Genomic DNA, 13,830 nt, shown 5'->3' with positions numbered 1-13,830 from the left:
ACAGATAATTTACCACAATCATTGATTTTCATGAATCTATATTTATCAATGACTTAGCAAGCTGGCACACCCTTTGCAATAGAAGAGATACGCAAAGACGAAAGGAGATCAAAATGGCGGAATCAAATATCAAGGCTTGGACCATCAGTGCCGGCGCAGTCGGCAGGAAACCCGTAAAACGCAGCTACGGCGGCATGCACGCGGCGATGAATATTTCCACCAGCCGCCGCCACACCACCCTCAGCTGGCATGCCGAGCCGCTCCCCGGCAAAGGCCGCACGGTGTGGAATGGCGTGGTCTCCACCCTTGTCGGCGCAGATTAATCGTTAGAAGATGAGAATTATGATGAAAGATAAAGAATTCGAAGTGATGGAAGTGTCGGGTGGTAGCCCGGTGAAGATGTGGACCAAGGGCGTGCCGGTTGATTCGGGAGCCCGCGAGCAATTGGCCAATACCGCCAAGATGCCCTTCATCTACAAGCATATTGCGGTGATGCCGGACGTCCACCTGGGTAAAGGTTCGACCATCGGTAGCGTGATCCCGACCCTCGGTGCGATCATTCCGGCGGCAGTCGGCGTGGATATCGGTTGCGGGATGATGGCCGCCAAGACCACGCTGAATGCGCGTGACCTGCCGGATAACCTGGGTCCCCTGCGTAGCGCGATCGAAAAAGCGATCCCGCACGGCTTGACCCCGAAGTTCCGCGGCCGCGACCGCGGTTCGTGGGAAAACCCGCCTTCGGCCGTGGACGTCGCCTGGGGGCAGTTGAAGGATGAATTCGACGTGATCTGCGAGAAAACGCCGAAGCTGAAAAACACCAACAACTACCGCCACCTGGGTACCCTGGGTTCGGGTAACCACTTCGTTGAAGTGTGCCTGGATGAAGAAGGTTCGGTGTGGTTCATGCTGCACTCCGGTTCGCGCGGCGTGGGTAATGCCATCGGCTCCCACTTCATCGAGTTGGCGCAGCAGGATATGCGTACCCATATCGCCAACCTGCCGGACAAGGACCTGGCCTATCTGGAAGAAGGTACCCAGCACTATGACGACTACGTTGAGGCGGTGGGTTGGGCGCAGAAGTTCGCCCGCATGAACCGTGAAGTGATGATGCAGAACCTGATTGCCTCGGTGCGCACCGTCATCACCAAGCCGTTCCAGACGCACGTGGAAGCAGTGAACTGCCACCACAACTATGTGCAGAAAGAGCGCCACTTCGGCAAGGACGTGCTGGTGACCCGTAAGGGGGCGGTGTCGGCACGCGAAGGCGAGCTGGGGATCATTCCGGGCTCGATGGGGGCGAAGAGCTTCATCGTGCGCGGTAGAGGCAATCCGGAGAGCTTCAACAGCTGCAGCCACGGTGCCGGACGCACCATGAGCCGCAATGAGGCGAAGCGCCGCTTCTCGCTGGAAGACCAGGTGAAGGCGACCGAAGGCGTCGAATGCCGCAAGGACGAAGGCGTGATCGACGAGATCCCGATGGCCTACAAGGACATCGAGGCGGTCATGAAGGCGCAGGAAGAGCTGGTTGAAGTCGTGCATACCCTGAAGCAGGTGGTGTGCGTCAAAGGGTAAGAACAAGGATAAGAACAAGAATGATTGAAATTGATGGATCCCAAGGGGAGGGCGGCGGCCAGGTGCTGCGCACCGCGCTGACGCTCTCGATGATTACTGGCCAGCCGTTCCGTATCTCGAACATCCGCGCCAACCGCTCGAAACCGGGCTTGATGCGTCAGCACCTTGCTTCGGTCAAGGCGGCCGCGGAAATCTCCGGCGCGAAAGTCGAGGGCGACGCCCTTGGCTCGACCAGCCTGTCGTTCGTGCCAGGTGCGATCAAGGCCGGCGTGTATGAATTCCAGATCGGTACGGCCGGCAGTTCCACGCTGGTATTGCAGACCGTGGTGCCGGCGCTGTTGTATGCGCCGGGTGAGTCCGTAGTACGCGTCAGCGGTGGCACCCATAACTCCAAGGCGCCGCCCGCCGAATTCCTGCAGCGCGCCTATGGCCGCGCCATGGCCGATATGGGCGCGCAGCTTGAATTCCACCTGGAGCGCACGGGCTTCTATCCTGCAGGCGGCGGCGCAGTACGGGCGACCGTGAAACCGCTGGCAGCCTGGCGCCACCTGGCATTGGATGCGCGCGGCGAACGGCGCGAAGCCTTCGCTGAGAGCCTGGTTGCTGCCGTACCGGGTGGTGTTGCGAAGCGTGAACTGGATTGCGTGGCGAGTGCCATGGGTTGGTCTGGCGACCAGTTGCGTTTCAAGACGCTGCCGGACAACTGGGGTCCAGGCAACGCGCTGCTGATCACGCTGGACCACGAGCACGTAACGGAAGTCTTCGTCGCCTTCGGCGAAAAAGCCCGGCGCGCTGAAGAAGTGGCGCGCGACGCCGTGGCACAGGCGCGCCGCTTCATCGCATCGGGCGCTGCGGTCAGCGAACATCTGGCTGACCAGTTGCTGGTTCCGATGGCGCTGGCCGGCGGCGGCAGCTTCACCATGGACGTGCTGTCGCAGCACACCCGCACCAACGCGGAAGTGATCGCGCGCTTCCTGCCGGTGGCGATCACTTTCGATAAACGCGATGCATGCTGCCATTGCGAGGTAAAGCGTGGATAAGGTGGTGCCGCACCCGCGATTTCGCGGGAAGCCGCGCCGCTCGCCGCTCAATCTCACCGACCAGGAGGTGCGCGAATCATACTGGCGTTACGGTAGCGCGCAGATTCTTCCGCAGACAGCCCTTCGCGCAGACGTGAGCGTGCAGCTCTACACAATTTATCCGCGTCCATACTATGTGGACATGCTGAAGACCTGCGAGGATTGCTCCCGTACGTTTATCTTTTATGCGCGCGAGCAGCGCTATTGGTACGAGACGCTAGGCTTTTGCATTGACGCCGACTGCGTGCGTTGCGTCGAGTGCCGCCGCAAGCAGCACGCAGCGAAGCGCCGTATGGATCGCTACGCGGAGCTGCAAGCGCGCGACGCGCTGTCACGTAAGGAGATGATGTATTTCGTGGATGACTGCATCTTCTTGTTCCAGCAAGGGAAACTGAAAAACCTGTCCCATCTGGGAAGGATAAAAAACGCTGCCTTGCGGCAGATTCCTGAGTACGACGGTACCCAGGCGCTCCAGCGATTGCTGCAATCTGCCCGCACGATTGCGAATTTGACTAGCTAATTTGATTACTCCATGGCAAAATTCGGCGTCGTTGTATTTAATATAACTTTGCCGGACCCGCCATGAACAAAAAGACTTTGGCCAAGATCGCCGCGGCAGTTGCTGTCGTTGCCGGCGGCGTTTTCGCCTACCGGGCTTTTGGCTGGGGCGCCATGACTGGCCCTGTCAACAGCCTGAAGATCGACCTATCCAAGCCGGATGCCCTGGTCGTTACCAAAAGCCTTTCCAGCCTGCCGCGTGATCTGCTGACCGTGCCGCTGGCGCGCGACGTGCTGCGCGAGGACTTCCTGTTCTATTACGAGCAGACCGAAGACCGCCTGGGCTTGAAGGGCAGCCTGCGCCGCATCGCCTACGAGCATGAGCTGGGATGGGGCGACCAGTTGATCCGCATGGTGCTGGACGAGCCGGCGGAAGTGGCCATGTGGCGCGATGCCGATGGCTCCCTCAAACACTATGTGATCTCCGTCTCGCGGGGCAAGCTGGCGCGCGTGCTGGAAGAAGCGGGCAAGGTGGCGCTGAAGGATACCCAGCTCACTGTCGCCGGCGAATTGCGCGTCGATGACGACAAGGTGCCGGTGTACGCGTTGAACTATGCCTACCAGCGCAACCTGCTGTTCGCAGCCCACGGCGACCGCATGGTGATCCTGTCCCACCCTGGCATGCTGTATGGCGCCGACCGCAAGGTAAGCGACGATAAGGCGCAAACCACGGTCGCCAAGCTGCTGGGAAAGGATTCCGCGCAGCAGAAAGTCTTCCACGACCAGTTCCACTTCGAGAAAGCCGCACAGGACGGCCATAGCATCGCCATCAAGGCAGATTTCCTGTCCTTCGGCTACCAGCCTTTCTTCGCTGGTCTGGAAGCGCTGCGCTTCGATTTCAGCAAGGGCGCTTGGCGCTCGCAAGTGCTGCTTGATGCGGCCAAGCTGCCAAAAGAGGGCTATGACAGCAGCGCCCTGTGGAGCGCGCTGCCGTACAACCCAAGCAGCTGCTTCACGCTGCCGGTGGATTGGAACAGCCTGCAGCCGGTGCTGAAAAGCATCAGCGGCAAGACCAGCCAGCCGGTGCTGCCGCTGGCAACCGAGTTGAGTGGTCCGGTTGCCGCCTGCTGGTATGGCAACTCCCGCCTGCATACGCCGGTATTCGTGGCCAACCGCGCCGGCGGCAACGAGGCGCTGTTCGAAAGCCTGTTCCAGACGGCGATCCGCGACGGCAAGGGCGTCGAGAAGCAGCAAGGCAAGAAGGGTGAATTGCGCTGGAGCGGCGCGGTTTCCACCGCGCAGGGCGACACCACGCCAACGCTGGCGATCAGCGGCAAGACCGTGGTTTTCTCGGCTGACGCCAAGCTGGTCGACCAGGTATTGGCTGTGAAGCGCAAGGAAATGCCTGCCGCCTCGGACCTGCTGCCGGATGCCAAGCATACCGTGGGCCTGATCGCACCGGCTTCGCTGGCCAAGCTGATCGAAGAAGAGAGCTTCAATACCCTGCCAAGCCAGCGCGAGCCGGTCCTGCGCGGCGCAGTCGACGCGCACCTGGTGCCGCGCCTGCAGGCGCTGAAGAAGTATCCGCCTTACCGCATGGTTCTCAAGTCCGTGCCAAGCAAAGGCGTTGCGTGGCAGCCGTTGGAATGGCAGGCAGCGGGCAAATGAAGCGTCGCAGTACGCTACGCCTGCTGGCCGCGTGCGCCGCTGCTGTAGCGGCGCCACGGGTGCTGGCGCTGACCAGTGCCAATGATGCGCAGGTACGCCTGTCGCAGGCACAGTCGCGCGCCTTCCAGGCGTGGATGCTGCGCATCATCAGCGCCCAGGTCGAACAAGGGCCTTCGCCGCGCTGGCACCACCGCGATTGCGCAGGCCTGGTGCGCTTTGCCGTCAACGAAGCCTTGTCCGTGCACGACGCCAGGTGGATGCGTGCCAACGGCATCGCCAGCGACCGGCGCCTGCCGCCGGAACTGGACCTGACGCCGCAACAGGCAGCCCTGCGCAACCGCTGGGTGCAAGGCGAGGGCAAGGTAGGCCACTTCGTCACGGCGCTGGCGCTGGTACAGCACAACAGCCGCTTTGTGGCGCGGGAAATCAGCCAGGCGCTTCCCGGCGACCTGCTGTTCTACGACCAGGGCGACGAACAACATTTGATGGTGTGGATGGGGGCGCATATCGCTTACCACACTGGCACCGTCACCCCGACAGATAACGGTCTCCGTACCGTCGATATTCAACAACTAACGACATGGAAGGACACGCGGTGGCAACCAGCGGTCAACAATCCCAACTTCGCCGGCGTGTTCCGGCTGTCATTTCTGTCCTGAAGCTGTGCCTCGCAGGCCTGCTGGCGCTGACCGCGCTGGCCGGCGCGTCGGCACAGGAGGCGCCGTCCAGCGGTTATACGCTGTTCAAGGGCGAGCCGTTCTTCCTGCTGTCCGATGCCAGCTATGGCAGCACGGACGAGGCGCGCGTGCGCCTGGAAGTGCCCGGCCGCGACTTCGGCCGCTCGCAGCTTGAACAGTATTCCGGTGCGGACATCGTGGTGTACCGCGTGCCGCAGCCGCTGGAATTCCTGAAGAAGCAGCGCAACCTGCACCGGGTGCAGGTGGACGGCAATTACCAGGGCGAGGGCCTGGCCAATGCCCTGAGCTTCCTGTGGGACAGCTGGTGGAAGCAATCGCGCCTGGCATGGCGCCGGATCTTCTCGTCCGAAGCCCGCCACGCGGTGACTACCAACCAGCCCAAGCTGGCGACGAACGGCGAAGCGATGAAGCGCGCCACCGTATTCGCCAACAATCCGCAATACAAGCCGATCAAGGGCTTCGAGATGGTGGACAGCTTCCGCTATCCGATCTGGCAGGCGAAGGCAATCGAGCCGCCGAAGGGCGTCAAGATGGACGGCTCCAGCAGCGAATTCATTGCCGGCAATAGCGGCAATGTGATGATCCCCGTCGGCAAGCGCAAGCCGGGCCTGTACCTGGTGGAAGCCATCATCGGCGAGCACCGTGCGACCACGCTGGTATTCGTGTCCGACACCATGGCGGTGACCAAGGTGTCATCCGGCCAGATGCTGGTATGGGCCGCGCGCCGCGACAACAGCGCCGCCGTGGCCGATGCCAACGTGATGTGGACCGACGGCACCGGCGTTCTGCAATCCGGCACGACCGCCAGGGACGGCGTAGTGTCGATGGAGCGCAGCAGCCCTGAGCACACCTATGTGATCGGCGAAGACCGCAGTGGCGGCGTGTTCGTGTCGGAGAACTTCTACTACGACAGCGAGATCTATAACACCAAGATGTATGCGGTGACGGATCGTCCCCTGTACCGTCCTGGCGATGAAGTGAACGTCAAGTTCCTCGGCCGCGAATTCAAGTCGGCGCGCCTGTCGCAGGCTGCCGCTGCGGCGCCGATCGGCCTGACCGTGTTCGATCCGAACGGCACGCCGGTGCTGACGCAAACCCTGCAACTGTCGCCGGAAACTGGCACGGAAACCCGTTTCCGCCTGCCGGAGCAGGCCACCGCTGGCGGCTATGAGTTGCGTTTCAGCTACAAGGATGGCCTGTACGGTGCTGCGTTCCGCGTGGCGGAATACGTCAAGCCTCACTTCGAAATCAACGTCCAGCCGGCCAAGCCGGAATTCAAGACCGGCGAAAAAGTCAGCGGCACGATCTCTCTGCGCTACCCGGACGGCAAGCCCGTAAAGAACGCCAAGCTGTCGCTGTCTCTGCGCGGCCAGCAAAACACCATGGTGGAAGGCGAATTGCGCTATAGCGGCATGTTCCCGGTGCAGCTGAAGACTGAGGAAGCGGAGACCGACCGCAGCGGCGACTACTCGTTCACGCTGCCGCCGGCCGCTGATCCGTCGCGCTATGTGCTGACCGTGATGGCGACCGACGGCGCGGCCTACCGCGTCAAGGCGACGCGCGAGCTGATGATCGAACGCTCCATCAGCAGCTACCAATTGAAGGCTGCACGCTCCTTCTCCGAACCGGGCCAGCAGGTGCACTTCGACCTGGTGGCGGACGGCCAGGGCGCAGCACGCCCGGTGCGCTGGGAGATGGTGCAGCTCGAGAAACAGGAAAAGACCGAAGGGAAATTCGATCCTGCCGCCAAAGGCTGGGACGTGAACTTCGCCAAGCCAGGCTCCTACCAGCTCTCGCTGCGCGACGAGCGCGGCAACCTGTTGGCGGGCGCCAGCCACTGGGTCAGCGGCGAAGGCTTGCAGGCGGCACCAGGCAGCATCGAGATCGTGATGGACAAGGTGCGCTATCGCCCAGGCGAAACTGCCGAAGCGCTGGTAACCTTCTCAGACGCGGTCGACCAGGCCCTGCTGACCATGGAACGCGACAAGGTGGAGCAATACGGTTTGATGGGCGGCAGCGCCGACTGGTACCAGGCCAAGCGCGTGGCGAAGAATCAGTGGCGCGTACGCATTCCGGTCAAGGAGGAGCACGGGCCGAACATGACCTTCTCCGTGGCGTACACCCGCAATGGCGACTTTGTGTTCCAGAACGCCGGCTTGCAGGTGATTGAGCCGCGCATTGCGCTGACCTTCAAGACCGACAAGGAGGTCTACCAGCCGGGGGAAAAAGTCACGCTCGATGTGACGGCACAGCTGGACGGCAAGCCGCTGTCCACCCTGGTGGCGCTGGGCGTGGTGGATGAAATGATCTACGTGCTGCAGCCGGAAATCGCCCCCGATATCGCGGACTTCTTCTACCACCCTCGCCGCAACAACGTGCGCACCACGGCCAGCCTGTCCTTCATCAGCTACGACATGGCGCAAGGCCGTCGCGAGAACGTACCGGCACGCCACAACTACAACGAACGTGGCGTGAAAGTGCTGGAACGCCCGCGCCGCGACAATATCGATACCGCGTTCTGGGCGCCCTCGCTGAAGACCGATGCGGACGGCAAGGCGCGCGTCACCTTCACCATGCCGGATGCGCTGACCCGCTGGCGCATCACTGGCCGTGCCATGGATGCGCAGGGCCGCGTCGGCCAGCGCACCGGCTACCTGCGCTCGGACAAATCGTTCTACGCCAAGTGGACGTCGCCGGACTGGCTGCGCACCGGCGACGCGCCGCGCGCTTCCGTCGCCATCTTCAACCAGACCAGCGATACGAAATCCCTGGAGGTGACGCTGTCCGGCGGTCCGCAGCCTAAAGTGGAGAAGCTGTCGGCCAAGCCGGGCGTGAACTACGTCGAATTCCCGGTTGCCGTCGGCACCGCGCCGCTGCGCCTGGAGGTGAAGCAGGACGGCAAGCTGGTTGATGCGCTGGACACCAAGGTGCAGGAGCAGCCTGCCGCCTGGACCAGCCCGCGCAGCATGAGCGTCGCGCTGACCGGCACCGACAACGCGCTGAAACTGCCGGCCGATGCACGCAATATCCGCGTCTCCTTCGCGCAAGGCGCTGCGAGCCACTTCGCCCGCATTGCCGATGACCTGATCGACTACCCGTATGGCTGCGTGGAGCAGACGGCCAGCCGCCTGATCCCGCTGACCATGGCAACGCAAAGCATGCCGGCGGACGCCGGCCTGGTACGCGAGCGCTTGATGGCCATCATGCAGGCGCAGCGCCTGCGACTGGTATCCATGGCCGGTCCGAACGCCGTCTTCAGCTGGTGGGGCCCGGCAACCCAAGGCGACGCGCTGATGACGTCCTACGCTTACTACGCCGACTGGTATGCCTCGCGCGCTCTGCGCCTGGAGCTGCCGGGCGAGCACTGGAACAACCTGGTCAGCGTCTACAGCGAGCATGGCAAGAACAACGCGCCGCTGGAGCGCGCCATGAGCCTGTGGATGATGCATGAAATGGGTTTGCCGACGAAGACTCTGGCGGAAAGCCTGGTAGCGGATGCGTCGAGCCTGGAAGTCGGCGCTACGCCGCGCAAGCAAGGCGTCACCAGCAGCGTGCTGCTGGCTGATGGCCAGGACAGCGTGACCCGTTCCATGGCGATCGGGCTGACGTCCGTCGTCGCAGCGCAGAACGGCATTGCCCTGCCGACGCAGTTGCAGCAGCAATTGCCGCAGGCATGGGCAGCACTGCGCGTCTCGCCGGCGCCGGTGGCCCAGGCCCTGCTGATGCTGGCCGGCGAGCTGCCGGCAACGCAGGCCGACGCAGTGCTGTCGGCCGTGCGTGCCGACATGCCGACCATGGACCGTGCCCTGACCCTGGTCTGGGTGCAGAAGAAACTGGGTGGATCGCCTGCCGCAAGGCCGCCTGTGGCGGCGCTGGAAGGCGCATGGCAGCAGATGGACAGCCGCAGCGGCCAGCCGGTATGGCGCTGGACCGATGCCAAGGCCCTGCCGGAGCAACTGAAGCTGGCGCAGGCCGCGCCGGCCGGTACCGTCGCGATCGTGCAATATGACAGCCGCGCCGTCGAAGCGCATTCGCTGGATGTCGGCATCGAGCGCCGCATCCTGCGCATGAAAGCCGGCTCCAAGGGCTACACCATGGAACTGGTCAAGCCGGGTGAAGCGCTGCGCACGGACGAACTTTACATGGACGAGATCAAGCTCAAAGCCGGCAGCGCGACGCACCGCTTTGGCTTGCTGGAGGTGGCCCTGCCACCGGGCGCGATGGTCGAATCGACCACCTGGGGCATGAAGCTGGCAGGCGACGAGCCTGTGCAACTGGAACGTGCACGCCACGTCGAGCGCCGCGACGGCTATGCCGTGCCGATCGAGCCGCTGAGCGGCGAAGTGGTCGTGCGCCACCTGCTGCGCTTCGGCCAGAAGGGCAGCTACACCCTGCCGCCGAGCCGCTTCCATCGCATGTACCAGCCGGAGCAAAAAGCCTTTGAAGGCGGCGGCAAGACCACGCGTACGCTGAAATTCGAGTAATGCTGCCACGCCTGCTGCCCGCCTTGCTGTTGGCCTGCGCTGCGCCTGTCGCGGCGGCGGCCTCGCTCGACCTGGCATGGTGGCGCGACGGCAAGGTACAGGCAGTGCAGCTGCAGCAGCGCAGCGCATCGGCGGCGCAAGCGATGGCCGCCAGCGCCGAGATCCCGCTTGGCAGCCTGTGGAAGCTGTTTGTCTATGTGTACGCGGTGGACAGCAAGCTGCCCACTCCAGACTACAACTGCGGCGGCCGCAAGCAGGAGGAAGTATATTGCTGCGAAGCCGGCGGCAGCATCGGCCGGGACGCCGCGCTGGCCCAATCCTGCGGCCTGTTCTTCGCGCCGGAACGCCTTGGAATCGCACAGCGTCCGTGGCAGGAATACTGGACGCGCCGGCTTGGCAGCGCGCCCGCCGGTGAATTCGCCTGGCTGGCCGATCCAGCTCGCCTGGAGCCGGCCCGCCTTGTGACGCTCGGCAGCCTGTTGCGCGTGCTGGGCAGCATTCCGCCCGCGAGCCGCACGGAAGCGGAAGCAGCCCTGCTGCGTGTGGTGCTGGACGGCCGCGGCGCTGGCAGCGTGCGCTGGTTCGGCAGCCAGCTGCGCGTGAAGACCTACTCATGGCATCACCCCAAGCGCGCGGATGCAAGGCTGGGCGGTGCGGCCGGTTGGCTTGCCGACGGCACGCCGGTATGGTTTGGCGGCAGCGACAGCAGCACCGGCATCTTCCAGAAATGGGCGCCGCAAATTGCCGCAGCCTTGCCGCCCATGCAGGCAGCGGAAGACAGCGGCTGCGTCGTGGTCGACTATTTCGCTCGTTACCCGGTGCGTTCCGTGCGCACAGCGGAAGGCCTGGCGGCGCCCGGTGCGCTGAATGGCCGCTACGTGGTGCAGTTTGAAAACGGCAAGAGCCTGCCGATCCGCAGCAGCGGTGAGCTGACGCTGGCTACCGGTGCGAACGGCAAGTCGCAGATTCGCGGCCGCATGGGCGTGAACGAATACGTTGCGCGCGTGATCGACCGCGAGGCCGGCACCACCGAGCCGGAAGCTGCGCGTGCCTTCGCGATCGCGGCCCGGACTTACCTGCAGCAGAACGCGCGTCGCGCTGAGTCCTGCCAGTACATTACAGACAGCAGCGCCACCCAGCGCGTCAGTCCCAATCCGGCTAGCGCCGCCGCACTGGAAGTGGCGCGCTGGACGGACCAGCTGGTGCTCGATGGCGCGCAGGTGCAGTACCACAGCACCAAAGGCAGTGCCAACGTCCTGGCCTGGAGCGACGCGCAGGCGCAGGCGCGCGCCGGCAAAGGTTTCGATGACATCCTGGCCGCAGCCTACCCCCACACAACCCTCGCCATTGCGGGAAATACCGGAACCACCTGTGCCCGGCTCGCAAAGAACGAGCAGTGGCTGGCCTATGCGCTGCCGCGCTGGGAGCGCATGCTGCGCCGCGAGGATGGCTACGAAGCGCCGGCGCAGCTGCCAGCCGTGTGCGCACTGACGGCCGGTTCGCCGTATTCCGAACAGTCGCGCAACCGCATCTTCATGCGGCCGCTGGCGACGCGCGAAGACCGCATCACGCTGGCGCACGAATACCTGCACATCGGGCTGCGCCGCCACCCGCGCGGGCAGGACGAAGACTACGTGGAGCGCCTGGCGCGCCGCCTGAATGACCTCTCACAGGAGGCTATGTGAAAACACGCATCCAATTAAGTTCCGCACTGATGCTGGCGCTGGCCGCCGCGCCTTTGCTGGCGCAGGACAAGACGCTGACGGGACCCGTCGGTGGCTGGAATCGTGCCGGCATGACCGACAAATCCGGCGAGCTCGCCGTCAGCTATCCATATTCGCTGATCGACCGCGGCGCGCAGAAAAACCGCACCATGATTCGCGGCCAGTTGGCCAAGATCAGCACCAAGCGACCCTTCCACCAGCTGATCGTGAACGGCAACCCGACGCCGCTGTATACGGACGACGAAGGCCGCTATGCGCGCGGCTATGCGTTTGGTTCCGGTTCCAACAGCGTCGAAATCCGTTCGCCGGACGGCAAGTCCCTGAAGCGCATGCAGTTCTACGAGGCGGACACCAGCCGTCCGCAGCCGCGCTTGCGCATCATCGGCGCCTGGGACGATAACCAGGCCGAGATCGACCTGCACATCATTACGCCGGATGGCCAGCACGCCTTCTTTGCGCACCCATTCCTCACCAATGGCGGAGGATTGGATGCGGACAGCGTGGACGGGCCCGGTCCGGAAATGTTCACCATGACCTCGCCGCTGCACGGTACCTACCAGGTGTGGGTGAATTACTGGGGCAATTTCGGCAGCTCGGGCTACCACTTTGACGAAGCTACGCGCCAGCGCCCCATCATCACGACGCGCATCACCCTGGTATTCAACGAAAACACCGCTAGCGAGAAGCGGCAGGATTTCGTTGTCCCCCTGCGCAAAATCGGCGACCTGACCCTTGTTAAATCCTTTGTATATTGAGCACATGAAGAAACTCTGCCTCCCGCTGTTGCTGTTGCCCGCCTGCGCCATGGCGCAAGTGAGCATTGAATCGCCCAAGAGCGGCTGGCGCCATTCGGGCGGCAGCGAGGAGCAGTACACCCAGACCGTAAATTACCCGGCATCGGTCGTGAACATGCAGCCAGGGCAGGCCGAAACGGCGCAGATCCGCGGCAAGATCGCGGGCGCCGGCCGGAACAAGCCAGCCAAGCTGATTGTCAACGGCGTCGCCATGCCGGTCGAGTTGCAGGAAGATGGCAGCTTTGCGCGTCCCTACATCTTCGGCCCCGGCTCGAACGGCGTCGAAGTGCGTTCGCCGGACGGCAAGAGCCGCGCGCGCAGCCAGTTCTACGACAGCTACAGCGGCAAGACCAAGTCGCGCCTGCGGGTTGTGCTGTCCTGGGACAGTCCGGGCACCGATGTCGACCTGCACGTGATCACGCCGAGTGGCGGCCACTCCTGGTTTGGCCAGCGCATGCTGCCCGACGGCAGCGGGCTGGATGTCGACGTCACCGGCGGCTATGGCCCGGAGATCTATTCCAGCCCGGCGCCGGCCAAGGGCAACTACCACGTCTATGTGAATTATTTCGGCGGCAACTCCGAGAAGCAGGTCATCACCGTGGCCACCGTCTCGATCATCACCAATGAGAACACGCCGAGCGAAAAGCAGCAGACCTTCATGGTGCCGCTGCGTGCCGCGGGCGAACTGACCCTGGTGAAGTCCTTCGTCTATCCCTGATGTGACACCTGGCCTGTGACAGGTGTTCCAAACTGGAGCAGCTGTCCTGCCCCACAAGGCGGAAAATCATGGCACGCCGTTTGCTCCTGCATGGGTATTACAACCACACCATGCAGGAGACATCCATGAAACGCCTGATCCTTGCCGTTGCCGCAGCGGCCGCAGTTACCACCTCATCGTTCGCCGTCGCACACGGAAATGTGACGCCGCAGGGCGTCGACACGACCGGCCTGCCAGTCCTCGGCGATAAATGGCGCGATGAAAACCCTTACAAAGACAACAAGCTGGCGCTGAAGATCGGCTCTTCCGCCTATAACCAGAACTGCGCCCGCTGCCACGGCCTGGAAGCAGTTTCCGGCGGCATTGCCCCCGACCTGCGCATGCTGGACCGCGATTGCGTCGGCATGCGCAACGAGACCAAGAAGCAGGCGTGCTACAAAGAGATCGACCGTTACTTCCTGACCTCGATCCGCGGCGGCAAGGTACGTAACGGCGCCGTGTACATGCCGCCGTTCGAAGGGGTCTTCAACCAGGAAGCCATGTGGGCCATCAAGACCTACCTGGAAACCCGTCGCGTTACCAACTGACGCGAGGC

The 13,830-nt window shown here is 63.4% G+C and carries 11 protein-coding genes; all 11 read left to right on the top strand.

The window, feature by feature from the left end; genetic code table 11:
* Positions 1-113 precede the first annotated feature (113 nt).
* Positions 114-323, top strand: coding sequence for a hypothetical protein (locus ACN9MY_RS30830; RefSeq protein WP_426336630.1), 210 nt, complete (start codon positions 114-116; stop codon positions 321-323).
* A 22-nt stretch (positions 324-345) separates the two neighbouring features.
* Positions 346-1,572 carry an RtcB family protein gene (locus ACN9MY_RS30825; protein ID WP_426172348.1) on the top strand — a complete coding sequence of 409 codons (1,227 nt, stop codon included), beginning with the start codon at positions 346-348 and terminating at the stop codon, positions 1,570-1,572.
* Between the two features lie 20 nt (positions 1,573-1,592).
* Positions 1,593-2,612, top strand: coding sequence for an RNA 3'-terminal phosphate cyclase (rtcA, locus tag ACN9MY_RS30820; RefSeq protein ID WP_426166239.1), 1,020 nt, complete (start codon positions 1,593-1,595; stop codon positions 2,610-2,612).
* On the top strand, positions 2,605-3,171 hold the full coding sequence (locus tag ACN9MY_RS30815; RefSeq protein WP_426166236.1) for a zinc-ribbon domain containing protein: 567 nt from the start codon (positions 2,605-2,607) through the stop codon (positions 3,169-3,171). Before rtcA ends, ACN9MY_RS30815 begins: the two co-directional genes overlap by 8 nt.
* Positions 3,172-3,233: 62 nt before the next feature.
* Positions 3,234-4,817 (top strand): DUF2138 family protein, encoded by a 1,584-nt coding sequence (locus ACN9MY_RS30810; protein ID WP_426336629.1) that lies wholly within the window; start codon positions 3,234-3,236, stop codon positions 4,815-4,817.
* A complete protein-coding gene (locus ACN9MY_RS30805) occupies positions 4,814-5,476 on the top strand; it encodes a DUF1175 family protein (protein ID WP_426166231.1) in 663 nt (220 codons plus the stop codon). Before ACN9MY_RS30810 ends, ACN9MY_RS30805 begins: the two co-directional genes overlap by 4 nt.
* Entirely contained in the window at positions 5,413-9,999 is a 4,587-nt protein-coding gene (locus ACN9MY_RS30800) for an alpha-2-macroglobulin family protein (protein ID WP_426336628.1), read from the top strand. The genes ACN9MY_RS30805 and ACN9MY_RS30800 overlap by 64 nt, the downstream gene beginning before the upstream one ends.
* Positions 9,999-11,684: a DUF2300 domain-containing protein gene (locus tag ACN9MY_RS30795; protein ID WP_426336627.1), complete on the top strand. Its 1,686-nt coding sequence runs from the start codon at positions 9,999-10,001 to the stop codon at positions 11,682-11,684. The genes ACN9MY_RS30800 and ACN9MY_RS30795 overlap by 1 nt, the downstream gene beginning before the upstream one ends.
* The gene (locus ACN9MY_RS30790; RefSeq protein ID WP_426166223.1) at positions 11,681-12,478 is read left to right on the top strand and encodes a YfaP family protein; all 798 of its coding nucleotides are present in this window, start codon (positions 11,681-11,683) and stop codon (positions 12,476-12,478) included. The genes ACN9MY_RS30795 and ACN9MY_RS30790 overlap by 4 nt, the downstream gene beginning before the upstream one ends.
* Positions 12,479-12,482: 4 nt before the next feature.
* On the top strand, positions 12,483-13,235 hold the full coding sequence (locus tag ACN9MY_RS30785) for a YfaP family protein (RefSeq protein WP_426166220.1): 753 nt from the start codon (positions 12,483-12,485) through the stop codon (positions 13,233-13,235).
* Positions 13,236-13,360: 125 nt separating this feature from the next.
* The gene (gene pedF, locus ACN9MY_RS30780; RefSeq protein WP_426336626.1) at positions 13,361-13,822 is read left to right on the top strand and encodes a cytochrome c-550 PedF; all 462 of its coding nucleotides are present in this window, start codon (positions 13,361-13,363) and stop codon (positions 13,820-13,822) included.
* Positions 13,823-13,830: the final 8 nt, after the last annotated feature.

The sequence above is a fragment of the Pseudoduganella sp. R-31 genome (assembly GCF_049913235.1).
Taxonomy (GTDB): domain Bacteria; phylum Pseudomonadota; class Gammaproteobacteria; order Burkholderiales; family Burkholderiaceae_D; genus Rugamonas.
The sequence above is the reverse complement of the archived record's forward strand: the minus strand, read 5'-3'. Positions and strand labels throughout refer to the sequence as shown.

What these genes read in the sequence shown, in the direction of transcription:
- pedF (WP_426336626.1), top strand. Translation starts at nt 13,361, where the DNA reads ATGAAACGCCTGATCCTTGCCGTTGCCGCAGCGGCCGCAGTTACCACC.
- ACN9MY_RS30795 (WP_426336627.1), top strand. Translation starts at nt 9,999, where the DNA reads ATGCTGCCACGCCTGCTGCCCGCCTTGCTGTTGGCCTGCGCTGCGCCT.
- ACN9MY_RS30805 (WP_426166231.1), top strand. Translation starts at nt 4,814, where the DNA reads ATGAAGCGTCGCAGTACGCTACGCCTGCTGGCCGCGTGCGCCGCTGCT.
- ACN9MY_RS30810 (WP_426336629.1), top strand. Translation starts at nt 3,234, where the DNA reads ATGAACAAAAAGACTTTGGCCAAGATCGCCGCGGCAGTTGCTGTCGTT.
- ACN9MY_RS30825 (WP_426172348.1), top strand. Translation starts at nt 346, where the DNA reads ATGAAAGATAAAGAATTCGAAGTGATGGAAGTGTCGGGTGGTAGCCCG.
- ACN9MY_RS30830 (WP_426336630.1), top strand. Translation starts at nt 114, where the DNA reads ATGGCGGAATCAAATATCAAGGCTTGGACCATCAGTGCCGGCGCAGTC.
- rtcA (WP_426166239.1), top strand. Translation starts at nt 1,593, where the DNA reads ATGATTGAAATTGATGGATCCCAAGGGGAGGGCGGCGGCCAGGTGCTG.
- ACN9MY_RS30785 (WP_426166220.1), top strand. Translation starts at nt 12,483, where the DNA reads ATGAAGAAACTCTGCCTCCCGCTGTTGCTGTTGCCCGCCTGCGCCATG.